The organism is Shimia ponticola (assembly GCF_007995215.1).
Taxonomy (GTDB): domain Bacteria; phylum Pseudomonadota; class Alphaproteobacteria; order Rhodobacterales; family Rhodobacteraceae; genus Shimia_B; species Shimia_B ponticola.
Genome location: NZ_VCDK01000006.1, coordinates 229,016 through 254,020, shown reverse-complemented (window position 1 = coordinate 254,020; position 25,005 = coordinate 229,016). Strand labels below are relative to the sequence as shown.

Below are 25,005 nucleotides of genomic sequence, written 5' to 3'. Positions count from 1 at the left end.
GAGCGTTAGTGCGTGGCGGATGTGGTCTTCGTGAATCGTTGCGCATGCTTGTCAACTCACTGCGCGACCACTTGGTTCCCGGTTCCTCGTCAGACCGCCCGCGCGGGAACCAATTCACCCCGACGGCGTTAACACCGCTCTGACAAAGGAGCAGCCCATGTCCGGCAACAGCGTAACCGCAAACGGCGACAGCCTTGCTGAACACCAGAAGGAAGCAGACGCCGTCGCCGAGGCCGTCAGCCTGTCGCCCAAGCTGATCTTCGAGTCCGTTCGCCGCAATGGTGAAGAAGAGTTGGAACGCCCGATGCGTGCCCTTTGGTATTCGGGCATTGCCGCCGGGATGTTGATTTCCTTTTCGGTGATTGGCGAGGCGCTGTTGCGCGCCGCCCTTCCTGATGCAGACTGGCGCTACATCATCGAAAATATGGGCTACACCTTTGGTTTCCTGCTGGTGATCCTTGGACGTATGCAGCTTTTTACCGAAAACACGATTACGACTGTGGCCCCCGTTCTGGTCAGCCGAACATGGTCTAGCCTACGACGGATGCTGTCGCTGTGGGGCGTTGTCTTGGCCGCAAATGTGATCGGTGCCTTTGCGGTCGCCACATTCCTCGCGTACGCGCCTGTACTCAGCGACGATATTGCTGCGGCGTTTAATGAATTGAGCCAACACGCCACCGGCATGCCACCCCTCGAAGGCCTGATGCGCGGCATTCCTGCAGGCGTGCTCATTGCCGCGCTGGTCTGGATGCTGCCAACCGCCAAAGGCAACGAGGTCTTGCTGATCTTTCTGTTCACGTGGCTGATCGCCTTGGGCGACTTTACACATATCGTCGCCGGTTCGGTTGAAATGGCCTATCTGATGGTGCGCGGCGAACTTGGCCTTGCCCCTGCCGCCTTGTCATTCTTCCTGCCGGTTCTGGCAGGAAACGTCATCGGTGGCACCGCGATCTTCACCCTGCTGACATGGGCACAGATCAAACCCGAAGTTGAAGCACAGCTGGACTAGAGGTCGGTTTAATTGGTCCACGCGCCCTGCGCCTCAGAGCCCGAACCGGTCCTCACCATCGTTCGCTGTCATTCGCCGGAGTAAATTACTCCAGTTCACCCGCAAGCCTTCACAGCCAAAAAGCAGGTGAAGCGGTGGTCCGCTTCAAACGAGGCCACTTCAGGGACGCAGATCGCACGGAATTCAAAGCACACCGGAGATTGCAGTTCATGACAGCTCCAACTCAGTTTTCTTCGTTCTGATGGTTTGGCTTGCAACTGCTCAGCGTCGCCGCAGCCTATCGAACCCAAACGCGGCCATATGGCAGCATGTTCAGCACCCCGTCAGACAGTGTAAGGTCGGCTTGAGAGAGCAAGTCCTTGAATTCAGTGGCTCCATGAGCCTTTAGCCAATTCTCATCCACCGGCACGATCTGCTCTGAGAAATTGAACAGGCACAGGATGGGACCAGTCGGCGCAAAGCGCGCAAAGGCAAAAATCTCTGGACGGTCAGGAAACAGGATACGGGTCGCCACTGCGCCATGCAGTTCTGGGATCGCCTTCCGTCGCGCCAAGATGTGCTGAGTGCCGCTGAAGATTTGCCCCTCGGGCGAGGCCCCGTCCTGGGCATTGGCCACATGCTCCCAATCCATCACCGGCCGGTGCAACCAGCGACTGTCATCGGTGCGCAAAGGGTCGTTGCGATAGTCGTGATCATTCAAGAGCGCGACTTCGTCCCCCATGAAGATCAGCGGAATGCCCCCAAAGGATGCGATCAGAGCGTTGCCGAGTAGTATTCGATGGACGGCGAGCTCCTTCCCACGGGCGTCGCCTTCATCCATGGCTTTCTCAAGCCCTGCGAGCGAGGCGAGTGTCCCGGAAATCCGGCTATCGCCGGTGTCCTCGTTGATCTGGAAATACGCGCCTTTCGCAAAGCTATCGGGGAAATGACCCGCATAGAATTTCGAGAGAAAGTCGCGATGCGCTAGGCCTGATAAGCCCATTGCGCCTGCGTCCTCATCGGTGATGGCCCATCCAATGTCGTCGTGACAACGCAGGTAGGTGGCATAGGTCGCATTTGGCAACGTTTCGGGGAAATTCTCGGCCAGGACTTTCGTCATCAACCGCGTGTCGCGGGTCGCAAGCGCGGACCAGTAGTGCACCATGAGGTTGTTGTGATAGGCCAGATTACCCTCGCGGCCCTCATGTTCGCCCCGGCCAAGGTAGGTCAGCATTTCCGCGGGACCGACAATAGCCTCCTCAAGATGGATGACCGCAGCCGCAGCAATGCGGGTGCAGGCACGCAGCGCGCGCAGCAACTTGTGCACTTCGGGTTCCGACTGGCAGCGCGTACCTTTGCGTTTCCACATGAACGCAACCGCATCTAGCCGCAGCACATCGACGCCTTTGTTGGCGAGGAACAGCATGACCTTGACGATCTCGAGGAACACCCAAGGGTTGGACCAGTTCAAGTCCCATTGGTGATCGTTGAAGGTTGTCCAGACCCACTTGTCCACCTCTGGCAGGTAGGTGAAATTCCCCGGCGCATCGTTTGGGAATATTTCGACCAGCGTGCGCTCGTAGGCGCGGGGTTCGACCTCATCGTCGAAGATATAATAGAAATCTCGGTAGAACGGGTCGCCAGCAATGGCCTTCTTCGCCCATTCATGCTCGCGCGCGGTATGGTTGAGGACCAGATCAATGCACAGCGACATGCCCCGCCCGCGCATTTCCTTGGCCAGCCGCTCGAGGTCTTGCATCGTGCCGAGTTCGGGGTTGAGGCTCCGGTAATCCTGTACCGAATAGCCGCCATCGTTGGGTCTTGGGCGCGGTTTGAGGCACGGCATGAGATGAAGATAGTTGACCCCGAGGGACTCGAGGTAATCCAGCCGCCCAGCCACGTCGGACACGCGCCCGGCAAAGCGGTCCGTATAGCAGGCATATCCCACCATATCCGACCGCTGAAACCAGTCTGGCTCCAGATCACGCTTCAGATCCAGAAGCTTCAGATCGCGCGACCGGCGCGACCAGCCATCGCGGAGCGCCTTGAGCAGCGCCTCGCGGAACGCGTCATAATCCTCACGTGCGCCATAAAGGCTATCGAGCATGGGCCAGAGGTCGTCAGCGCTGCGCGCCGCGCGCAGATCAAAGAGTGTTTTGGCAGAAACATCGACAGGCATTTAGGTAATGACATCCGGTGCTGTGCGCCCGGTGCGCGTTGAGATTTCGGCAATCGTATCGGCGGCCGCTATGATGCTGGCCAGCGCCTCTTGCGGGTGGTGGTCCAGCGCACCTGCGTCGGTTTCGAGTTGCTCAAGATAGACACGCAAGGTCGCGCCCACAGTCCCGGTGCCAGAAAGCCGAAAGACCGCACGGCCGCCACCGTCGAAATAAAGCCGGATGCCCTGCCCGCTTGAGGTGGAGCCATCGACCGGGTCAAGGTAGGAAAATTCATCTGCCCCGGACACAGTCAAACCTGCGACTGAGGTCCCCGGCAAATCGCCGAGGCGGGCGCGCAGAGCCTGCATCAGGTCATCTGCAACGGCGCTGTCCACTGCCTCGTAGTCGTGGCGGGAGTAGTAGTTCCGACCATAGCGGGTCCAGTGATCGCGCATCAGCTCGGTGACGGATTTGCCGGTGACCGCAAGGATATTAAGCCACAGCAAAACCGCCCAGAGCCCGTCTTTTTCGCGGACATGGCTGGACCCGGTCCCGGCGCTTTCCTCACCGCAAAGCGTGACCTGTCCATCATCAAGCAAATTGCCGAAGAACTTCCAACCCGTGGGCGTTTCGAAATGGGCAAATCCCTTTGCCATGGCCACACGGTCGGCGGCGGCAGAGGTCGGCATGGACCGTGCCACACCAGCAAGACCGCCCGCATATCCGGCCGCGAGATGCGCGAGGTCAGCGAAGATTGCGAGGCTGTCGGACGGGCTCACATAGCAATTGCGTCCGACGATCATGTTCCGATCACCATCCCCATCCGAGGCCGCGCCGAAATCAGGCGCGTCATCGCTGTGCATGATATCCATGAGCGCCTTCGCCCAAACCGGGTTTGGGTCGGGATGCCTGCCACCGAAATCAGGAAGTGGAGTGCCGTTCATGACTGTGCCCGCCGGGGCGCCAAGCCGCCGCTCTAGGATCTCTCTCGCATAGGGCCCGGTGATGGCGTGCATTGCGTCAAAGGCAACGCGAAAGCCGCCCTGAAACAGCGCAGAAATGGCGTTGAAGTCAAACAGTGTGCCCATCAGCTCGGCGTAGTCCGTGACTGGATCAATGATCTCAATGGTCATTTCGCCAAGGCTTTGTGTGCCAATGCGGTCAAGGTCTACATTTTCGGCCTCAAGAATCTGATAGGAGGTAACGTTGCGCGTGCAGGCGTAGATTTTCTCGGTCACGCTCTCAGTTGCCGGACCGCCATTGGGACCGTTGTATTTGAGGCCAAAATCCTCGTCGATGCCGCCGGGATTGTGGCTGGCCGACAGGATCAGTCCGCCATCCGCCCCACGTTTGCGAATGAGATGCGACGCGGCTGGGGTGGACAATAACCCGCCCTGACCAACGATGCAGCGTGCCGCGCCGCCAGCGGCCGCCATGCGCAGGATGATCCCGATCGCCGTGTCGTTGAAAAACCGGCCATCGCCGCCAATCACCAGCGTCTTGCCGACCACACCGCCAATTCCGTCAAAGATCGACTGAGTGTAGTTTTCGAGAAAATGTGGCTCCATGAAGACTCGGGTCTTCTTGCGCAGACCGCTAGTGCCGGGCTTTTGGCCCGCGATGGGAGAGGTCTCAATAGTCTTCACGGTCATACGGTTCGCCTTTTTTCTTTCCGGCCCCGATGCCCCGCTTTGGCGTCCGCAAAGCGACAAGTTCCAGCGCAACAACGCTGTGCCGGGCCACAGCCACATGGCCGGGGCGGCTGCGGACCTCCGGCTCGGCCGAGGTGTCGATCACCTTGTTCCAGCGTTGGTTGCCGGGCACCTCAGGCAGAGTGACCCGTGTTCTGCCACCGGCGTTGAACGCAATGTACACTGCGCCACCGTCTGCCTCATAGGAGGGAGTGCCACTGGCCATCCGCAGTTCTACCCCAAGGAAGCGAAGCTCGGGCCGCGCCCAATCCTCCTCTTCCATGATGCTTCCATCTGCCTTGTGCCATGTGATATCTCGCTGACCGTCTTCAGGGCGCGTTCCGCCATGCAGAAACCGCTTCTGCCGCAGGATAGGCATCCGCTTGCGAAAAGCGATGATTTGCCGAACGAAGGCGAGGAAATCCGGGTCCGATGAGTCCCAATCGACCCAGCCGATCTCGTTGTCCTGGCAATAACTGTTGTTGTTGCCATGCTGACTATTGCCCAGTTCGTCCCCGGCAAGGATCATCGGCGTGCCCTGGCTCAGCAGGAGCGTTGCCAACATATTGCGCCGTCGAAGCGCTCTGAGGGCGACAATCTGGGGGTCCTCGCTCGGCCCCTCGATGCCGCAATTGTCCGAATAGTTGTGATCATGCCCGTCGCGGTTGTCTTCGCCATTGGCCAGATTGTTCTTGGCGCTGTAGCTCACCGTATCCATCAAGGTGAATCCGTCATGGGCGGTTACAAAGTTGACCGACGACGTGGCCGGACGTCCGTCGTGGTCGAAATTGCGCGCCGTGCCGGCCACGCGCTGTGCCAATTTTCGGGTCACGCCACGGTCGCCGCGCCAGTAGCCGCGGACAGTATCCCGAAACTTGTCGTTCCACTCGGTAAAGGGTGAGGGAAAGGCCCCCAGCTGATAGCCGCCCGGGCCAACGTCCCAAGGCTCCGCAATCAGCTTCACTCTGTTCAGCACCGGATCCTGCCGCACGGCGCGGCAGAACGGTCCATCCCGGTCAAAACCGCCCGAGGTCCGCGCGAGGGTAGAGGCGAGGTCAAAGCGGAACCCATCCACGTGCATCACCTCGGTCCAGTATCGCAGCGAGTCCATCACCATGCGCAAAACAAAGGGGTGATCCATGTTCAGCGTATTGCCGCAGCCGGTGTCGTTGATGAAATACCGCCGATCCTCGGCCAGCCGGTAATAGCTCGCGTTGTCAAATCCACGATGGCAGATTGTCGGGCCGAGCTCGCCGCCCTCGGCGGTGTGGTTGTAGACCACATCGAGGATCACCTCGATCCCGGCGGCATGGTACCGGGCGACCATCTGCTGAAATTCCGAGACATCACCTTTGGTCAGGAATTTTGGATCTGGGGCGAAAAAGCCTTGGCTCATATAGCCCCAATAATTGCTCAGCGAGGCGTCCACGAGAAAGCGGTCATCGACCGCCGCATGTACGGGCAAAAGTTCAATCGCGGTAACGCCCAGCGTCTTCAAATGCGTAAGTATCTGGTCAGAGGCCAGCCCGAGGAACGTGCCGCGATTTGCTATGTCCTTGCGCCCCGCCGTCAGACCTTTGACATGCGCTTCGTAGATCACCGTATCTGTCCAAGGCGTGTTAAGCCGCAGCTTCTCATTCCGGCCCCAAGTGAAGGCGGGATCTACCACAACAGACCGCGGCATGAACGGCGCACTGTCTCGGCTGTCAAAACTGAGATCCGCGTCCTTATGGCCGATTTCATAGCCATAAAGAGCGTCGTTCCACTCGATCTTGCCTTTGATGCCTTTGGAATAAGGGTCGATCAGGAACTTGTTGGCATTAAACCGGTGCCCCTCACGCGGCGCGTAAGGGCCGTCAACGCGGTAGCCATATTGCTGGCCCGGACGCAGTCCTGAAACATAGCCGTGCCAGACGTGACCTTCGCGCTCGTTGAGGTCGATCCGATAAACCTCTTGGCCATTGTCATCGCACAGGCAGAGCGTCACGCGCGTAGCGTGTTGCGAAAAGACGGCAAAGTTCACACCCTCTCCGTCGAAACTGGCGCCGAGTGGTGTGGGGCGCCCTGCGCTAAGTTGATGGGGTGTCATGCCGGCCTTTCGATCACGTCCCGATAGAGCGCGGCATAGGCCGCGGCAGATGGCGCCCAGCTGACGGGTTGCGCCATGGCATTGCGCTGCATCTTGGTCCAGATTTTCGTTTGCGCGAAGATATCGCACAATTGCGTCAAGGCTGTGCTCAATGCCGCGGTGGTGACCGGGTAGAACTGCAAACCCGTTGCCACGCCTTTGGCCATCGTCGCCGAGGTCGCCGGGATCACTGTATCGGCAAGACCGCCGGTCAGCGCCACCACCGGCAGCGTACCATAGCGAAGCCCGTAAAGCTGGGTGAGCCCACAAGGCTCGAACCGCGAAGGCACGAGGATTGCATCGCCGCCAGCCATCATCCTGTGCGACAGCGCCTCGTCATAGCCGATGCGCACCGCAACGTTGGCATCGTCAATACCTTTGAATGCGTCTTCCAGCCATGGCTCGCCGGAGCCAAGCAGCGCAAGTTGTCCGCCCCTTGCCAAGAGAGTCGGCAATGCATCAAGTAACAGATCGAGGCCCTTTTGCTCGGTCAGGCGCGAGACAACCACGCAGAGTGGACCGTCCGCCTCTGGCAAGCCAAACTCTGCGCGCAGGGCCTTTTTGTTGGCGGCTTTGCCGCGCGCGGTCTTGTATGGCGTGATCTGCTTGTCTTCCTCCGGGGACCAGACGCTCAGATCGATCCCGTTCAGAATCCCGCGAAGGTCAGCGCGGCGACCCCGCAGAACCCCATCAAGCCCCATGCCGAAGTCTGGTGTCATCAGCTCCGACGCATAGGTCGGAGAGACGGTCGTCAGACGTTCAGCAAAGACAATCCCAGCCTTCAGGGCAGAGATATTGCCCCAATACTCCACGCCCTCGGCCACAAGGTCCTTTTCCCGAATGCCCAGAGCCGTTGCCTTGTTGAGCGGCGCGATCCCCTGAAAGGCGATGTTGTGGATGGTAAGCACGCTGGGCACTTTGGTGCCGTCTTGGCGCAGGTAATAGGGCACGAGGCCTGCCTGCCAGTCATGGCAATGAACAATGTCAGGGTGCCATTCCCCCAGTATGCCGGCGGCGATATCGGCGGCAACCCGGCAGAGCGCGGCGAAGCGTTCGGAATTGTCCGGCCAATCCTTGCCATCGGGGCCAAGGTAGATACTGCCCTCGCGATCAAAAAGATGCGGCGCGTCCAGCACGAGCAGGTCAAGCCCCTTGACCTTTGCAGCCAGCAGTCTGGCAGGCCCGCCGAAAAGCGTGTCGATTTCAGCGACCAGCTTGCCTTTGGCCGCCGACATGACGGCAGGATACCCCGGTATCAGCGTGCGCATCTGTACGCCTTGTTCCGCCAACGCAGCGGGAAGCGCCCCGGCCACATCTGCCAGACCGCCGGTTTTCACCAAAGGCGCGCATTCAGACGTGACGGAGAGCGCCTTGATCATTGGGCAGCTTCCCATGCATCGACCATAGGCTGGGTGATCAGGGTGGTGCCTTTTTCAGTCACCCGAAAGAACTTTGCATCCTCGTTCGGGTCTTCTCCCACGATCAAGCCTTCGGGAATTGTAACCGCCCGATCTATTACGCATTTGCGCAAGCGCGCGGATCGGTTGATGACCACGTTCGGCAAAACCACCGAATGATCCAGCACCGCGTAGGAGTTGGTGTGTACCTGCGTGAACAGCAGCGAATTGCGCACCTCAGTCCCCGAAATGATGCAGCCGCCCGAGACCATCGACGAAATCGCCATGCCGCGCCGGTCTTTTTCATCGTGGATAAACTTCGCAGGTGGGACGGATTCCGAATAGGTCCAGATCGGCCAATTGGTGTCCCAAAGGTCCAGATCGGGGGTGAAGCCCGTCAGGTCGATATTCGCCTCCCAGAACGCATCAAGCGTGCCAACATCGCGCCAGTAGCTAGGCGACCCTTCGAACCGGACGCAGCTATCGTCGAACCGATGCGCGACGGCTTTGCCATTCTTGACGATATCCGGGATCAGGTCGTTGCCGAAATCGTGGCTGGAGTTTGGGTCTTCGGCATCGGCCAGAAGCAGATCGCGCAGGTATTTCCAACTAAAGACGTAAATGCCCATCGAAGCGAGCGCCTTGTCAGGATCTTCTGGCGTTGCGGGGGGATCCGCGGGTTTTTCCAGGAACGATGTAATGCGGCTATCCTTGTCCACCGCCATGACGCCAAAGGCGGAAGCTTCCTGTCGAGGCACCGTGAGGCAGCCAATCGTGACATCGGCCTTCGCTTCGACGTGCTGGCGTAGCATCATCTCGTAGTCCATCTTGTAGACGTGATCACCTGCGAGAATGACAATGTATTCAACGCCATAGCTATCTACGATGTCGATGTTCTGCGTCACCGCATCGGCTGTACCGCGATACCACATATCCTCGGAAACGCGCTGCGAGGCGGGCAGCATGTCGATAAATTCGTTCCGTTCGGCACGGAAAAAGTTCCAACCTCGTTGGCAGTGCCGGATCAGAGAGTGCGCCTTGTACTGCGTGGCAACCGCCATGCGGCGGATGCCGGAGTTCACGGCGTTTGAAAGCGCAAAGTCGATGATCCGGGTTTTGCCGCCAAAATAGACCGCCGGTTTCACCCGCCGATCTGTCAATTCCTTCAAGCGCGAGCCGCGCCCCCCTGCCAACACGAATGCCATGGAGCGTTGAGATAGTCTTGTGGTGTCTGTCATTTCGGTATCCTCCCGTTAACCGAATTTGAACATCACCGTCGCCAAGGGCGGCAAAATGATGTCTGCCGATTGCGGCAGGCCATCCCACGCCTCCGGGATGGTCTTGATGGTGCCTTCGTTTCCGCGCCCGCCGCCGCCGTATACGTCTGCGTCGGTGTTGAGCACTTCCGTCCAGGTACCCGCTGCAGGCATGCCGATGCGCCAGCGCCGTTCAATGGGCGTAAAGTTGCAAACCGTGACCACAGGCGCATCGCCGTCCTCACCAAAGCGGGCGAATGCGGTCAGTGATTGCTCTGGATCGTTGGCGACCCAACGAAAGCCGGACGGATCGCAATCGCGCCGATGCAATGCTGGGGTCGCACGGTAAAGGTTGTTCAGGTCGCGCACCAGCGCCTGAAGACCCCTCTGCCGCTCGCCATGCAGCGCATCCCAATCCAGCGACACATCGTGGTTCCATTCCTCCCACTGGCCAAATTCGCAGCCCATAAACAGCAGCTTTTTGCCCGGATGACCCCACATATACCCATAATAGGCGCGCAGGTTGGCGAATTTCTCCCACTCGTTACCGGGCATTTTGTCGATCATACTCCCCTTGCCGTGGACAACCTCGTCATGGCTGATCGGCAAGATGAAGTTTTCAGAGAAAGAATAGTCGATTGGGAAGGTGATCAGGTGGTGATCGTACTTGCGATGGATCGGGTCTTTTTCGATGTAGCGCAGCGTATCGTTCATCCAGCCCATGTTCCACTTGTAGCCAAAGCCCAACCCACCCGCATCCACCGGGGTCGACACACCCGGGAAGGCAGTGGATTCTTCGGCCACCGTGATGATGCCTTCCACATTACCGTAGCAGATCGTGTTCATTTCCTTGAGGAAATCAATCGCTTCGTAATTCTCGCGCCCACCGTCCTTGTTGGGAATCCACTCGCCCGCTTCGCGCGAATAGTCGCGATAGAGCATCGAGGCTACGGCATCCACGCGCAGCCCGTCGACGTGATATTCCTCAAGCCAGTATTGCGCATTGGCCGTGAGGTAGTTGCGCACCTCGGTCCGGCCATAGTTGTAGATCAGCGTGTTCCAATCCTGATGGAAACCTTCGCGCGGGTCGGCATGTTCATAAAGATGCGAGCCGTCAAACTGGGCAAGCCCGTGCGCGTCCGTCGGGAAATGCCCTGGCACCCAGTCAAGCAAAACGCCAAGCCCGCTCTTATGCGCAGCCTCTACCAGATCGCGGAATTCGTGCGGCGGGCCAAAGCGGATCGTTGGCGCATACATGCCCACGGGCTGATAGCCCCACGAGCCATCAAAGGGAAACTCGCTCACCGGAAGAAATTCGAGGTGGGTGAAACCCATCCATTTGGCGTAGTTCACCAACTCCTGCGCCAGTTCCTTGTAACTAAGCTTGCGATCCTCTGCCGCGCGGCGCCAAGAGCCCAGATGCACCTCGTAGATCGAAATCGGCTTGTCACGCTGCTGTGCCTCGGCGCGGCTTTCCATCCAGTCAGCATCGTCCCAGGCATAGCCCGAGATGTCGCGCACGACAGAGGATGTTTCTGGCGGGTGCTGCGACCCAAAGCCCATGGGATCAGCCTTCAGGAACGGCGCGCCATGTTTCGGCGCGATTTCGTATTTATAGAGCGCGCCTTCCCCGACGGCGGGCAGAAACAGCTCCCAGACGCCGGTGTTGCCGACACGGCGCATGGGGTGGCGGCGCCCGTCCCAGATGTTGAAATCTCCCACGACGGACACGCGCGCGGCATTCGGAGCCCAGACTGCAAAATGGGTGCCTTCTATGCCCTCATGTTCCATGACATGGGCACCAAGTGCTTTCCAAAGCTCCCGGTGCGTGCCTTCGCCGATCAGGTATTGATCCACTTCGCCAAGGACAGGGCCAAAGCGATAGGGGTCTTCAAACTCCAGCTTGGTGCCATCCTCAAACACCGCTTGGAAACGATGCGCGAACTTTGACTTGGGCACCTTGGCTGCGAAGATCGGGCCGTCGAGCCGATCCATCTTGACCTTCTTGCGGCCGACTATGGCGGTCAGCTCTTTGACATCTGGCAGCAGCGCGACGCACCACGTGGCGCGCCCGCGTGTGTGGACACCCAGCACATCAAATGGCGCTGGGTGCCGAGCGCCCACTAGGGCGTCGATGTCCGAACGGGTAAGATGGGGTGGCAAGTCAGTCATCTAAGCACTCCTTCGGAACGTGTGCTACGCTCTTTGGGTAATGATGAAACCATTGGCCTCAAAGACAAGGCTGGTCCCCTTGGCGCGGGTACCGCGGCTGATCAACGGGTTCAGCGTCAGCCCAAGGTCCAAGGTCTGCGTTTCTGGCGAAAGGTTATAAAGACAGACCGTCTTATCCCCGCGCTCAAAGCCCAGAATCGGATCCGGAAGGTCAAGAAACGATATCTTCCCGACCTTCAGGTCCGGCGTTGCGCTGCGCAGGGCGAGCATCTCTTTGTAGAACGCCAACACGCTGTCTTCCCCTTGAGTCGAGACCGCGCGATCAAGCTGCGGCTGCTTTACCGGCAGCCAAGTCTTGTTTGCGACTGAAAAGCCGCCATTCGGCGCATCCTTGTCCCATGTCATCGGCGTGCGGCAGCCATCGCGGCCATGGGCCTCTGGCCAGAAGTTGATCGCTTCCGGGTCAGTGAGTTCGTGGAACTCCATTTTGGTGTCGAGCTGCCCAAGTTCTTCGCCCTGGTAGATGCAGATCGATCCCTCAAACGCGAGCAGCAGCGCTGCCGCCTGTTTCGCCAAAGCCTCCGAGTCCTTGGCATGATCCTGCCAACGGGTCACATGGCGCCGCACGTCATGGTTGGAAAAGGCCCAGCAGGGCCAGCCCTCGGGCGCGCCTTTGAAAAAGGCTTCAATCCGCTCGCGGAAATGGCGGGGCGAATAATCCGGGCCGAGCATCTCAAAGCTATAGGCCATATGCAGACGTTTGCCCGAGGTGTATTCGCCCATCAAATCAATCGCATGGTGGCTGTCGCCGACCTCGCCGACCATGGTGCGACCGTCGTATTCGTCCAGCAAAGCGCGCATCCGCTCCAGAAAGCCGATGTTCTCGGGGCGATTCTTGGAGAAGAGCGTGTACTGCATCTCAAAGGGTCGCACGGCTTCTTGCGCCCAAGGCAGCGGGTTTGCCGCATTATCGCGCAGTATCTGGTCATGGAAATAGAAGTTCACCGTGTCCAGGCGGAACCCATCCACGCCCCGGTCGAGCCAGAAGCGCATGTTGTCCAACATGTAATCCTGAACCTCTGGATTGTGGAAATTCCAATCCGGTTGTTCGCTCAGGAAGTTGTGCATGTAGTACTGTTTTCGCCGAGAGTCCCATTCCCAGCTTGAGCCGCCAAAGATCGCCAGCCAGTTGTTCGGCGGCGTCCCATCGGGTTTCGGATCGGCCCAGACGAACCAGTCCGCTTTCGGATTGTCACGGCTGGAGCGGCTTTCTTCGAAGTACGGATGCTGATCGGAAGCGTGCGACAGCACTTGGTCAATGATCACCTTCAGGCCAAGCGAGTGGGCCTTTTCGATCATCTCATCGAAGTCTTTCATTGTGCCGAAGACCGGATCGATCCCTTTATAATCGGACACGTCATATCCCATGTCGGCCATGGGTGACGGGAACACAGGGCTTAGCCAGATCGCGTCCACGCCCAGTGACCCGACGTGGTCGAGGCGGTCGATAATTCCGCGCAGATCGCCAACGCCATCACCGCTCGCGTCCATGAAGGACCGTGGGTAAATTTGGTAGGTGACGGAGCCTCGCCACCAGTCATTGGTCTCGGTCATTGTACACTCTTATGTTCTATGTCAGCGCTAACATAGCATCGCTAACTACAGAACGGCAGTCAGAGCAAGCAGAATGCGAGGTAGTTTTGGGGCTCTTCGACCCGGTCGGTCACATGGACGGCTGCGAAGCTCGATCCGCCCGGACCTGGGCGAAGTCTTGGGGTAATTCGCTGGCCTTATCGACCGGGTCGTCACCCGGTCAGCGAGAAACGGACAAACCGGATTTGTCTAAGACATCGGCTCCCGAGACCGAATGCGGAACGGACCAGCAATCTGCGGAGGCCAGATAACTGCCCCAACTTGGAGGGGTGCGTCACAGGCAATCACATTCATTGCTCTTGCAAAATAGCGCTTTCCCATTCGGTGAGAAATGCGCGTCTCTTGAGTTGATCAAGAAACACCAAAAGACCCGGGCCGATCACTATTCGATTCACCGCTGCCGAGCTCTGTGAGAGACCGAGCGCTGGATCTATCAATGAGGCCGCACCCGTATCATGTGAGGTTGCCAGAACGTGATCGATGAATTCTCGCGACTTGTCCGGTGACTTGGCACCTGTCGGGATCAGCACCGTTCTCAGCATGATGGTCGTGAAATCCTCTGGCATTATGATCTCGAACTCGTCGCGATCGTCACGGTTCGCAACATAACTTCCCAAGACATTATAGGCGATCAACAGGTCACCCGACTTCACGTCATCAATCATGTCGGACGAACAACAATAAAGCTTCACATCAAGCGCACCCAATACTTCCGCCAGCCGCCAGAAGGTTTCGGAGGCACGCGTATCTTGTGTGGCAAATAGGTATCCAAGACCGGATTGGCGCACGTCGTAGGTGCCCACCCGTCCCTGAAACCGCTCAGGTTCACGGCGCAGGGCTTCAATCAGATCATGGCGCGTGCGTGGAATTATCCGTTCATTAAATGCCTGTTTGGATACGACAATTGCCGCCGGCTCTTCTGTGAATGCAAACAGCATGTCGTTCCACTTCGCCCAATCGGGCAGTGTTTGGGTCGCCTCCGAAACATGGCGTAAGGCATAGCCGTCATTAGCGAGCTTTGTTTGCAGATCCATGGCGCTTGAGATTGCAATGTCGAAGATATTTGCTTCGTCTTGAACTGCCTGCATGACGTTGGTCGAACTGGCGACGATATAATCAATTCTCTCGTCCGGATGCTCGGCCAGATAAGACTGGATCATCGGCTCGAAGAAACCGATGTCGGCGGTTGAAATGATGCGAAGCGCTTGACCGTCTTGCGGCCCAAAAGTTGCTCGGTCCTCGATCTCGAAGGCGGCGGCAAAAGAGGCAACCATCATCATGGGGATCAGGAAGACGGAAAGGACAGTCGAACGCATGCGCCACCTCTTTCTGAATTGGAAATCGTCATGGCGCCCCCATGGGCTTCCATGACTTCCTTGACAATCGTAAGACCGAGGCCTGACCCAACAACTTGCGTGGCATTGGACCCTCGGGCAAATCGATCGGCAAGAGTTTCAAGTTCTTCGCGCGGAAAACCGGGGCCTGTATCCGTCACCGTAAGGACGGCCTGATCACCCGCCTTTATCACTTCGATGTCGATGCGGGCCTCTGATGGCGCATATTTGATCGCGTTATCGAGCAGGTTAGAGAGCGCATTCTGAAGCAGGATGACATCGCCTTCGATCAGAACTGGGGTACCGAGAGACACCGAAATCTCAATGTCTTTAAGATCGGTCAACGGACGCACGCGGTCCGTGGTAGCAGTTGCGAGGGCGTTCAGGTCGATGGGCTCTTTTGAGAGATTATCGAGCCGGAAAGTAACCATTGCATGGTCGAGAAGTTGCCCTGCGGTGCGTGAGCTTTCATCGATTGCGTGGATCATTTCCTGAACGCCCGTTGTCGTGGCCTTGTCCTGCGCGGTCCTGGCAATGATCTCGGCCTTTGTGCGAACAATGGCCAGAGGGGTGCGCAATCGATGCGCGGCCTCAGCGATGAAATCCTCAGATCGGACCAATGACATCTGGAGCCGTCCCATCAGACTGTTGAGCGAGACGACCAGCGGCTCCATTTCCGAGGGGACGGGAGCTGCGACAGGTCGAAGGTCCTCTGGCCCGCGACGTGATACGGATGCGGCCAATCTGTCCAAGGGTTGGATCGTACTGCGGGCGATCAGACTGGCCAGCAACACAAGCAGAACAAACAGGCCTGCGCCAATGGCGACGGAAGTTCGCGATATTCGGGCGATGATTTGTTGCTGACCCGACAGGGTCTGCGCCACAGAGACACGAAGAAGTTCCTGGCCGGTATCAGTCGAAATTGGACGGCCCAACGTAGCAATGCGTACGTCCTCCCCCAAGAAGGGCTGTGAATGGAACCCAATTGCGCCCACGAGAGAGGACGCGGCTTCTGGCAGGTCGGGATAGCCCGACAAAAATTCATCCCCCATCCGGATCGTGTAAAAGACGCGCTCGTCAGAAACGTTACCCAGCATCGATAACGCCGAATATGGAAGGTCCACGATGACTTCACCACCTGCGAAGCGGGCAGAATCGAGGATTGAGATGACCGAGGCGGACAGCACGTTGTCCTGGCTTTCCTGCGCCACCTGCCGCGCCACCGACAAGACCATGAAATAGACTGCAACAGTCAGGACAGCCGCCCCCGCCAGCAACGCGAAGAGCAGGCGGCGACGGATCGAGCCTTGGGTCGTCACAGACAGGCTGGCCCGGCTCATGTCACTTCCAACTTATAGCCCAAACCGCGTACCGTGATGATGCCGACATCCGTCCCGGCCAGATGGCGCCGGAGACGGCCGACGTAAACCTCGATGGCATTCTCCGAGACATCCTCGTCGTAGGAAAACAACCGATCTACCAAAGCGGTTTTTGAAAATATTTGCCCAGGTGCCTTCGCAAAGACCTCGAATAATCTCAATTCTCGGGGCCGCAGTTGGGTCTCTGTGGTGCCGATGCGAAGTGTCCCTGCCAGCGAGTCAAAGGCCACGGCTCCCAACATCAAGACGTTGCTTGATTCGCCACCGCGCCGCCTAAGGACCGCACGACACCGTGCTTCGAGTTCTGAAAAGTCGATCGGTTTGACCATGTAGTCGTCGGCACCGAGGTCCAAAACTCCGACGCGGTCCGACACTTCGGAGCGCGCCGTCAGCACGATGATCGGCGCATTGGATTTTTGCTCTCGACTGCGCGAAAGAAAGGTTCGCCCGTCGCCATCCGGCAGCATAATATCCAATAAAATCAGATCGTAAGACGTTGTGGACGTAAAGTGCCAAGCGGTCTCCAGATCGGCGGCGTGATCGACCACATGCCCGTCAAGTCGAAGCCGGTCAACGACGGCATCGGCGAGTTTGGCATTGTCCTCGATCAGCAAAAAGCGCATCGCTCCGTCCCGAAATTCCAAGATCGTTTCAGGGCATGTCAGCTTTGTGTCAGGTTTGCCCCCCAGCTTTCGCAGACCTGAGCGGTGGAGGCTGCTCTTGTCAAATGGGAGGAATACCAATGACCTTTAAGATGGGCCGCCGCGCCCTCATGACCGCTGCTGCGGTCTTTGCATTCACTGGACCAGCGCTGGCCGGTGGCCACCAAGTTCTGGACGAAATCCACTTTCTCATTCCCGGCGGCGCTGGTGGCGGCTGGGATGGCACTGCACGCGGTACGGGCGAAGTCCTGACAGGCTCTGGCCTCGTTGCTTCGGCATCCTACGAAAACATGTCCGGTGGCGGCGGCGGTGTGGCCATTGCCCACCTGATCGAGAACGCCGAGAGCATGGAAAACACGTTGATGGTGAACTCCACCCCAATCGTGATCCGTTCTTTGACAGGCGTTTTCCCACAAAGCTTCCGTGACCTCACTCCTGTCGCAGGCACGATCGGCGACTATGCGGCGATCGTCGTGAACACCGACAGCGACATCATGTCGATGGACGATCTACTCGGCGCCTACCGCGCAGACAACAACAGCGTGGCTGTTGGCGGCGGTTCTGTTCCGGGCGGCATGGACCACCTGGTGGCGGCGATGGTGATGCAGGCGGCGGGCGAAGACCCAACTGGCTTCAACTACATCCCCTATGACGCAGGCGGCGAAGCGATGGCCGGCCTTCTGTCCGGTGAGATCCAGGCGCTGTCCACCGGCTTCTCCGAAGCGGTCGCACTTGCCCAGCAAGGTGAAGTTCGCATCCTTGGCGTGACCGCGCCAGAGCGCGTTGATGCCTTTGCTGATGCGCCCACGATGATGGAACAAGGCCTCGACACGACCTTCGTGAACTGGCGCGGTTTCTTTGCGGCACCAGGCGTCTCGGACGAGCAGTTGGCCGCCTATCAGGACGCGCTGACCAAGATGTATGACACCGAAGAGTGGGAAGAAGTTCGCGCTCGCAACGGCTGGGTCAACATCCACAACAATGGCGATGAATTCGTGTCCTTCCTGGAAGAACAGGAAAAGGTCATCGGTGATCTGATGCGCACGTTGGGCTTCCTCTAAGGAACCCGATCGGTTCCGGCCCTTTGTAGGGGCCGGAACCGTTTTTCAAAGACCAAGCATGGGAGGGGACATCATGGCGCTGGATCGCTGGATCGCGCTTGTTTTCGTGGCGTTTTGCTGTGTGTACGGCTACGCCGCTTTCTTCACGATGGATCATCTGTTGCCGCCCTTCATGCAACGCAACCCGGTGTGGCCGTCGACCTTTCCCAAGATGCTGGCCGTCGCAGGAGTTGCCGTCGGACTTATCGTTTTGTTGGGTGTCGAAGGTAACAAGTCAGAGGCAGAGCCATCTGCCACCGACATCAACTATCGCAACCTTGGGCAGTACAAAGTTGGCCAAGCTGCCGTCTTGCTGGGGTTGATGGTCGCCTACGCGCTGCTTCTGCGACCCGCAGGCTTTCTATTGGCCACGACAGGGTTCTTGGTGGCTGGGAGCACCGTCCTAGGCGAGCGTAAATTCCACATCATGATCCCTGTGGCACTGCTGGCGACGCTGGGCGTTTGGTATCTGGTTCAAGAAGTCCTAGGCATTTTCCTGCGGCCCTTTCCATTCTTTCTAGGGAATTAAGCCATGCTCGAAGGCATTCTCATCGGTCTCGAGGCCGCTTTCTCGATCCAGAACCTCTTAATGGTCATCGCGGGCTGCCTGATCGGCACCTTCATCGGCATGTTGCCAGGCCTGGGGCCTATGTCGATCATTGCCATCATGATCCCGGTTGCAATCGGCATTGGGGATGCGGCTGCGGCACTGATCCTTTTAGCGGGTGTCTACTACGGCGCGATTTTTGGCGGATCGACCTCATCGATCCTGCTGAATGCCCCGGGTGTGGCGGGCACGGTGGCCACCTCGTTTGATGGCTACCCAATGGCTCGCAAGGGACAAGCAGGCAAAGCTCTGACCATTGCTGCGGTCTCCAGCTTCGCGGGGGGGACCATCGGTGCCATCCTTCTGATGATCTTTGCCCCGGCCTTGTCATCCGTTGCGCTGCTTTTCCACTCGGCAGAATACTTTGCACTGATGGTTGTTGGCCTCTCCGCGATTGCGGCTTTTGCGGGGACCGGACAAGTTGCCAAAGCGCTCATGATGACAATCCTTGGCCTGATCCTCGCGACGGTCGGCGAAGGCGCACTTTTTAATATGCCGCGCTTTACAATGGGCTTGATGGACCTGCAGTCCGGCATCTCATTCATCACCCTAGCCATGGCCATGTTCGCCCTACCAGAAGCCCTGTTCCTTGTGCTGAACCCCGCGCGAGGTGCAGGTCAAGGCGACAGTGGCAAAATCGAAAACCTGCGCTTCTCCCGTGAAGAGGGCAAAGCGATGGCTCCCGTCATCGGTCGGCAGTCGCTGCAAGGCTTCTTTATCGGTGTCCTGCCGGGTGCAGGTGCAACGATTGCGTCCTTCCTCGGGTACGCGGTCGAGCGCAATATCGCCAAAGGCGAAGAACAAGCCGAATTTGGCAAAGGCTCAGTCAAGGGCTTGGCCGCTCCAGAAACTGCGAACAATGCGGCCTGTACGGGATCGTTCGTGCCCCTGTTGACGTTGGGTATTCCCGGTTCTGGAACAACGGCAATCCTTCTGGGCGCCCTGATCGCCTTGAACGTCACGCCGGGTCCGCGCTTGATGGTCGACACGCCCGAGATCTTTTGGGCCGTGATTATTTCGATGTTCATCGGCAATTTGGTGCTCTTGATCCTGAACCTGCCGCTGATCCCATACATCGCGAAAATCCTTGCGATCCCGCGCAACTACCTGATCCCGTTTATTTTGTTTTTCACCTTGATGGGCGCGTATATCGGGCAGAACAATGCGACCGAGCTTTTGATCCTTGTGGGCCTAGGCGTGATGGCGACGATCTTTCGGTTCGCGGATTACCCTCTGGCACCGCTGTTGATCGGCTTCATTCTGGGCACAATGCTCGAAGACAACTTCTCACGATCCATGCAGCTCTACCGCGGGCTCAGCTTCATCCTTGAACGTCCAATGACCCTTGGCCTGCTGGTGCTGGCGGCCTTCCTTGTGCTGTTGCCGAGCTTCCGTGCAAGGCGGGCGCGTCGCAGGGCTGAAGGTGTGGCGGATGGAGACTAGTCGACCGCTTGTTGGAACCACAGTTCTTGACCTGACAAACGTGTTGGCAGGCCCTTTTGCCTGCCACCAGCTCGCGCATCTTGGGGCGGACGTCATCAAAGTCGAGGCCGTTGGCAGAGGCGATCTTGCCCGAGGGTTGGGGGCGTCACCTGAGCTGTCTGCAAAAGGAATGGGGATCAGTTTTCTGGCGCAAAACGCTGGCAAGCGATCAATCACTGTGAACCTAAAGACCGAGGGCGGACGGGACGTGCTGAAGCGCCTCGTCAGGTCCGCAGATGTTTTGGTCGAAAATTTCAGGCCCAGCGTCATGGAAAGACTTGGCGTCGGCGCAGAGGTGCTGCGGGCAGAAAACCCCAAGCTGATCTACTGTGCGATTTCGGGTTTCGGCCAGACCGGCCCATGGGCCAAACGCCCCGCCTACGATCAAATCATCCAAGGGGCGGCTGGCGTAATGGAGGTGACTGGTACGCAAGACAGCGGCCCCACCCGCGTTGGCTATCCTTTGGCAGATACAGTCGGCGGATTGACCGCGGCCTTGGCCATATCAGCAGCACTCAACGCGCCGGACCGTGGCTGTGTGATCGATGTCTCGATGCTCGAAGCCGTTCTGGCGACCATGGGCTGGGTCATCTCCAATCACATCATCGGGGGTGTCGAGCCTACACGCAACGGCAACGAAAACCCGACCTCTGCACCGTCAGGCGCGTTTCAATGCGCAGATGGTCTGATCAACATTGCGGCCAACAAAGAAGAGCAATGGCAAGCCTTGGCCGAACACCTGAACCGCGCTGATCTATTGGACGATCCAGACTTCGCGACCCGAGAGGACCGCAAGACCAATCGTCTTCGACTTCGGGCAGAGTTGGAAACCGTTCTGACAACAAAACCTGCTTCAGAATGGGAGGCCGAACTCAATTCTCTTGGGGTCCCCGCAGGCGCCGTCTTGTCAGTGCCCGACGTGCTGGCACATGACCAAATCAGGCAAAGAGAACTATTCGGTCGTTTTGCTGATGTTGCGGGCGTCACAGAGCCAATTGATCTGCTGCGCGTCGGCATGATGATCGACAGCAAACGCCCATCCGTAAACGCACCGCCGCCTGAGCTAGGAGGTGACACCGATGACGTGCTGGGTGCAGTCGGTTACTCGCCTGAAGATATTAGCAAACTACGGAAAGAAGGTGCTGTATGACCAACGACGTTTCTGATTGGTGGTCGACTGCAATCATCGACATGGAGCCGGGGCAAATTTCGCTCCGAGGTTCCCCGATACAAGATCTCATTGGCAATTTGAGCTTTGCCGAAATGATTTGGTTCATGGTGCGCGGAGACCGCCCGACTGAACACCAACTGTATCTTTTCGAGGCCGCGTTGGTGGCAGCAGTGGATCATGGTCCCCAAGCCCCTTCGATCGCGACGGCACGTATGGCTGTCACCTGCGGCTTACCTTTGAACAACGCGATGGCCAGCGCAGTGAACATGCTGGGCGACGTGCACGGTGGTGCAGGAGAGCAGGCGCTGGACCTCTATCATCACATCGACCGATGTGACGGATCGGTTGAGGATGCCCTTGAGAGCTGGATGGGGATACGCGGCAAGATCGTTCCCGGCTTCGGCCATCGGTTTCACAAGCCCCAGGATCCAAGGGCTCCGCGCCTGATGGAGTTGGTCGCAAATGCAGTAGAGGCAAAGGCTTGCAGCGGTCGCTATGCCGCGATCGGAGCGCAAGTTGAGACGGTCCTGACGCAGCAAAAGGGGCGCGCGATCCCAATGAACATCGACGGAGCGACAGCTGTCATATACGCCGAATTAGGATTTGAAGCGCCTCTTGCGCGAGGCTTGTTCTGCCTATCGCGATCCGTCGGCATCCTTGCGCACGCATGGGAGGAAACGCAGCAGGCACGGCGCATCAAAGGCCCGACGCCGCCAAGCTATCGTTGGACCTATAACGGCGATTGAGGCCTAGGCTGGAGATGCTTCTTTGATCTGGCGCCGTCTGGTTATTTGAGCACCGAGGGTTGGAGAGATGGGCTATCCGCTGACCGGGAGTTGAGGCGCAATCTAAGCATTTTGGTTTCCTCGCCTAAGACTGGCCAGCGATTAAAGCAGTTTGGCTCGGCTATTTCGTCGGCCAATAGCCCGACCCTCAAATATTGATCTGCTGCAGATCTTGGGCGATCCGAACTGTTTGGCCGAAAGCGGATGAGGCATTCTTTTCTGCCTGCGCGAAATGCGCAGCGTCATCCATGTGTCTACGAAAATGAGTAAGCATAAGAGAACGTGCCCGCACACGCTTGGCCATTGCACCAATCTCGGAAGGCGTGGGCGTGGTCTTGGCCATCTCGGGTGTGACCTCTTCCCCGTCCAGCCGATAGCACCAGTGCAGAAGAAGGTCGGCATTAGCTGCCAGTCCTGCCACTTCCTTGCAAAGACCAGCATCTCCTGAATAGACGAACTTCTTTCCCGCAGAGGTCACCGAAAGCGCCAAGCATTCTAGAAACGGCTGAGCATGCGGAGCCATACACATGTCGATCTGCCAACCCGCCCCTTTAATGGTATCGCCACTGGAAATCTCTTGAATGATGGGTTGGGGCCAAGGACGCGGCAATGCCCCCCCACGGGCGAGCCAAACCTGCTGGCTTTGCGGCAACTCAGTGCGCGCGCGCAAGTCATGTGCCAGCACGCCCTGCGGCCCGAAGTACCCCTCGTTGATGGCTCGGATTGGCGCTGGTCCATACACCTCAATCGGAGCGCCCCCTTCATCCCAAGCGGCATGGACCAGCCTCGCGTAGTCCATCATGTGGTCAGAATGAAGGTGCGAGAAAACGATGTGCGTTATCTGCGAAGGCCGACGTCCTGATCGCAGCAAATTGTCAAAAACGCCACCGCCGCAGTCGAACAGGATACAATCTTTGCCGGTTTCAATCAGGTAACCGCTCGATGCGCGACGCACGTACGCCTCGGGCGAACCGGATCCTAGAATTGTCAGTTTCATTCTGCCACCGTCGGCGGTGGGGTTGCCCCTGCCGCCCCTAGTTTCAGCGCTGCGTCCCGCCCGCCCATTCGTTCGATCAAGGCGGCTTGGTCCGAGAACGCCAATGCGTCAGTTCTGTCGGGGTCGCAGATCATGCGAAGCTCACGGTGCAGGCTCTCAAGAACCTCCGCGCATTGCGGATCGCGTGCGCGGTTTTCGAGTTCCTCTGGGTCGGTTTCCAGATCGAAAAGCTCATCAGCGAAGCCAACGTAATGGATCAGTTTCCAGCGCCCTTTGCGTAACATGAACGCGCCTGAAACCGCGCCAGCGGCGTGGTATTCGGAAAACACGATCCTGTCTTTGTCCTCTGGTCCCTGCAAAATCGTGTTCAAATCCGACACGCCTTCGGCGGCATCGATCTGCGCTCCAAAATGTCCCGCGATTGTCGCTGAAACATCCAACAAGCTAACCGGCGTATGGCATAGCCCTACGGGCACGTCTGGCCCTGCCATGATCATCGGGATCGTTGCGCTTTCCTCGTACATGTTAGACTTTCCCCAAAGCCCGCGCGCGCCGACATTGTCGCCATGATCAGAGGTGTACACGACGGTTGTGTTGTCCGTGAGGCCGGATGCTTGCAAGGCGCTAAGGATTTCGCCTACGTTATGATCGAGCCAGGTGCAAAGGCCGTAATACGCCGACATCGCAGCAAGACGTTCATCGGCGTCCGAGAACTTCGCCTCGCTATCCATGAACTCGTTTTGTTTTTCGATCCATGGATGGCGCGGATAGCCCTCTGAAGGGTGTTGTTTGACCTTTGGTAGGATATCAGCCGGATACAGATCAAAAAACTCTGACGGTACCACCAACGGGAAATGCGGAGCGACGAGCCCAACGTACAAACACCAGGGTTTATCATCCGCAGCATGGTCAGCGATCCATTCCTTGGTCCGGGTAACGACGGCGGCATCATAGTCGGTGTATTTGCTGTTGCCCGGTCCGATGTAGTCACCCAACATACGTTTCGGGCCCATTATCCGTTCGTCTTCCTTACGGATGCTGGCCCAAACCATGCCAACACCACCCGCGACCATCATGGGTATGTGTTCGACATCAAATCCCGCCGGGTCTTCTTCAGACCGATAGTGAAGCTTGCCAATGCTTTCGACGGATACGCCTTTTTCTTGGAGAGCATGCCCCCATCCCCGGATTGAACCGGTATACGGCATCGCATTATCCCACAAACGCGTCTGGTGTGCGTAGAGGCCGGTCGCAAAGCTGGCGCGGGCGGGAACGCAAATCGGGCTAGGCGTATACGCATTGGTAAACCGCGTTCCGCGCGCTGCCAAAGCATCAAAGTTCGGGGTCTGCACAAACGGATGCCCTGCGCATCCCATGGCCCGTGCCTGATGCTCGTCGGACATAACCACCAATAGGTTCGACTGGCTCATTCAACGCCCCGATATTTTGATGCTGCCTCAATCTTGTCGACAACGCGGTAAAAGACTTCAAGATCTTCAGGCGAGACATCCGCCAACAATCGCTGTTGGCGGGCCTCCATAAAAGGCATTATTTGCGCGCTAAGCTGCTCGGCTTTCGGCGTAAGCGCGAGATGCTGAACCCGTTGATCGTGTTTGTCTGTGTTGGCGCTTAGCAACCCTTTTTCGACCATGGATTTTATCTTTCGGCTCAGCTGACCTTTGTCCATCTGCACATGATCGGCGATCTCGGTCAGAGATGCGTTTTTGAACATCCGGAGCGTCTGGATCAGCCGCCACTCGACTAGCGACAGCCCCGCCTTGGATTTCAGAAGAGCGGTTCCCTGCGCATTCAGACTGCTTTGCAGCCGCGCGAGGCGAAAGGTCACGAAAGAGGAAGGGGTCCGATAGCTAGGGGCATCATGCGTATTCATGGTAACAAGACTTCCTGAAACAATTTGACAGGTCAAATAGTTTATGGATTCCTGCCAACCAAGAGACTTTGGGAGGAGTTCAAATGAAAAACACATTGAAAGCGACGGCAACAGCCGCGCTCTTGTCCGTTGTTGCAGCAACATCATCATTCG

At 58.0% G+C, this 25,005-nt stretch carries 19 protein-coding genes; 6 read left to right on the top strand and 13 right to left on the bottom strand.

The genetic code is table 11. From position 1 onward, the window contains the following. The first annotated feature begins 157 nt into the window (after nucleotides 1-157). The gene (locus FE702_RS14760; protein WP_147127090.1) at nucleotides 158-1,009 is read left to right on the top strand and encodes a formate/nitrite transporter family protein; all 852 of its coding nucleotides are present in this window, start codon (nucleotides 158-160) and stop codon (nucleotides 1,007-1,009) included. 277 nt (nucleotides 1,010-1,286) lie between these two features. On the opposite strand, the gene FE702_RS14755 is transcribed toward FE702_RS14760, so the two are convergent. The 10 genes from FE702_RS14755 to FE702_RS14710 all read right to left on the bottom strand — a co-directional run bounded on the left by FE702_RS14755 (nucleotide 1,287) and on the right by FE702_RS14710 (nucleotide 16,780). Continuing rightward, complete coding sequence (locus FE702_RS14755) at nucleotides 1,287-3,167, bottom strand: amylosucrase (RefSeq protein WP_147127089.1); 1,881 nt, start codon at nucleotides 3,165-3,167, stop codon at nucleotides 1,287-1,289. Beyond that, nucleotides 3,168-4,799 (bottom strand): alpha-D-glucose phosphate-specific phosphoglucomutase, encoded by a 1,632-nt coding sequence (locus FE702_RS14750; RefSeq protein WP_147127088.1) that lies wholly within the window; start codon nucleotides 4,797-4,799, stop codon nucleotides 3,168-3,170. After that, entirely contained in the window at nucleotides 4,780-6,927 is a 2,148-nt protein-coding gene (glgX, locus tag FE702_RS14745; RefSeq protein WP_147127087.1) for a glycogen debranching protein GlgX, read from the bottom strand. Before glgX ends, FE702_RS14750 begins: the two co-directional genes overlap by 20 nt. Beyond that, nucleotides 6,924-8,345 carry a glycogen synthase GlgA gene (gene glgA, locus FE702_RS14740; protein WP_147127086.1) on the bottom strand — a complete coding sequence of 474 codons (1,422 nt, stop codon included), beginning with the start codon at nucleotides 8,343-8,345 and terminating at the stop codon, nucleotides 6,924-6,926. Before glgA ends, glgX begins: the two co-directional genes overlap by 4 nt. After that, nucleotides 8,342-9,601 carry a glucose-1-phosphate adenylyltransferase gene (glgC, locus tag FE702_RS14735; protein WP_147127085.1) on the bottom strand — a complete coding sequence of 420 codons (1,260 nt, stop codon included), beginning with the start codon at nucleotides 9,599-9,601 and terminating at the stop codon, nucleotides 8,342-8,344. Before glgC ends, glgA begins: the two co-directional genes overlap by 4 nt. A gap of 15 nt (nucleotides 9,602-9,616) precedes the next feature. Then, nucleotides 9,617-11,791 (bottom strand): 1,4-alpha-glucan branching protein GlgB, encoded by a 2,175-nt coding sequence (gene glgB / locus FE702_RS14730; RefSeq protein ID WP_147127084.1) that lies wholly within the window; start codon nucleotides 11,789-11,791, stop codon nucleotides 9,617-9,619. Nucleotides 11,792-11,815: 24 nt separating this feature from the next. Next, entirely contained in the window at nucleotides 11,816-13,405 is a 1,590-nt protein-coding gene (locus FE702_RS14725; protein WP_147127083.1) for an alpha-amylase family glycosyl hydrolase, read from the bottom strand. 329 nt (nucleotides 13,406-13,734) lie between these two features. Continuing rightward, nucleotides 13,735-14,724: an ABC transporter substrate-binding protein gene (locus FE702_RS14720; protein ID WP_346722166.1), complete on the bottom strand. Its 990-nt coding sequence runs from the start codon at nucleotides 14,722-14,724 to the stop codon at nucleotides 13,735-13,737. A 5-nt stretch (nucleotides 14,725-14,729) separates the two neighbouring features. Further along, the gene (locus tag FE702_RS14715; RefSeq protein ID WP_147127081.1) at nucleotides 14,730-16,118 is read right to left on the bottom strand and encodes a sensor histidine kinase; all 1,389 of its coding nucleotides are present in this window, start codon (nucleotides 16,116-16,118) and stop codon (nucleotides 14,730-14,732) included. Further along, nucleotides 16,115-16,780: a response regulator transcription factor gene (locus FE702_RS14710; RefSeq protein ID WP_147127080.1), complete on the bottom strand. Its 666-nt coding sequence runs from the start codon at nucleotides 16,778-16,780 to the stop codon at nucleotides 16,115-16,117. The genes FE702_RS14715 and FE702_RS14710 overlap by 4 nt, the downstream gene beginning before the upstream one ends. A gap of 119 nt (nucleotides 16,781-16,899) precedes the next feature. Between FE702_RS14710 and FE702_RS14705 the strand changes: the two genes are divergently transcribed. From FE702_RS14705 to FE702_RS14685, 5 genes are all read left to right on the top strand, one after another. After that, on the top strand, nucleotides 16,900-17,880 hold the full coding sequence (locus tag FE702_RS14705) for a Bug family tripartite tricarboxylate transporter substrate binding protein (RefSeq protein ID WP_147127079.1): 981 nt from the start codon (nucleotides 16,900-16,902) through the stop codon (nucleotides 17,878-17,880). A gap of 73 nt (nucleotides 17,881-17,953) precedes the next feature. Next, nucleotides 17,954-18,448, top strand: coding sequence for a tripartite tricarboxylate transporter TctB family protein (locus FE702_RS14700; protein ID WP_147127456.1), 495 nt, complete (start codon nucleotides 17,954-17,956; stop codon nucleotides 18,446-18,448). Between the two features lie 3 nt (nucleotides 18,449-18,451). After that, nucleotides 18,452-19,969, top strand: a complete 1,518-nt coding sequence (locus tag FE702_RS14695; protein WP_147127078.1) for a tripartite tricarboxylate transporter permease — start codon at nucleotides 18,452-18,454, stop codon at nucleotides 19,967-19,969. Then, nucleotides 19,959-21,158, top strand: coding sequence for a CaiB/BaiF CoA transferase family protein (locus tag FE702_RS14690; protein ID WP_147127077.1), 1,200 nt, complete (start codon nucleotides 19,959-19,961; stop codon nucleotides 21,156-21,158). The genes FE702_RS14695 and FE702_RS14690 overlap by 11 nt, the downstream gene beginning before the upstream one ends. Further along, a complete protein-coding gene (locus tag FE702_RS14685; protein WP_147127076.1) occupies nucleotides 21,155-21,925 on the top strand; it encodes a citryl-CoA lyase in 771 nt (256 codons plus the stop codon). The genes FE702_RS14690 and FE702_RS14685 overlap by 4 nt, the downstream gene beginning before the upstream one ends. 187 nt (nucleotides 21,926-22,112) lie before the next feature. On the opposite strand, the gene FE702_RS14680 is transcribed toward FE702_RS14685, so the two are convergent. The 3 genes from FE702_RS14680 to FE702_RS14670 are packed head-to-tail and all read right to left on the bottom strand — an operon-like array spanning nucleotide 22,113 to nucleotide 25,002. Further along, entirely contained in the window at nucleotides 22,113-22,961 is an 849-nt protein-coding gene (locus FE702_RS14680) for an MBL fold metallo-hydrolase (protein ID WP_147127075.1), read from the bottom strand. Further along, complete coding sequence (locus FE702_RS14675) at nucleotides 22,958-24,391, bottom strand: sulfatase family protein (RefSeq protein WP_147127074.1); 1,434 nt, start codon at nucleotides 24,389-24,391, stop codon at nucleotides 22,958-22,960. Before FE702_RS14675 ends, FE702_RS14680 begins: the two co-directional genes overlap by 4 nt. Continuing rightward, nucleotides 24,388-25,002: a MarR family winged helix-turn-helix transcriptional regulator gene (locus FE702_RS14670; protein WP_147127073.1), complete on the bottom strand. Its 615-nt coding sequence runs from the start codon at nucleotides 25,000-25,002 to the stop codon at nucleotides 24,388-24,390. The genes FE702_RS14675 and FE702_RS14670 overlap by 4 nt, the downstream gene beginning before the upstream one ends. Between the last annotated feature and the right edge of the window lie 3 nt (nucleotides 25,003-25,005).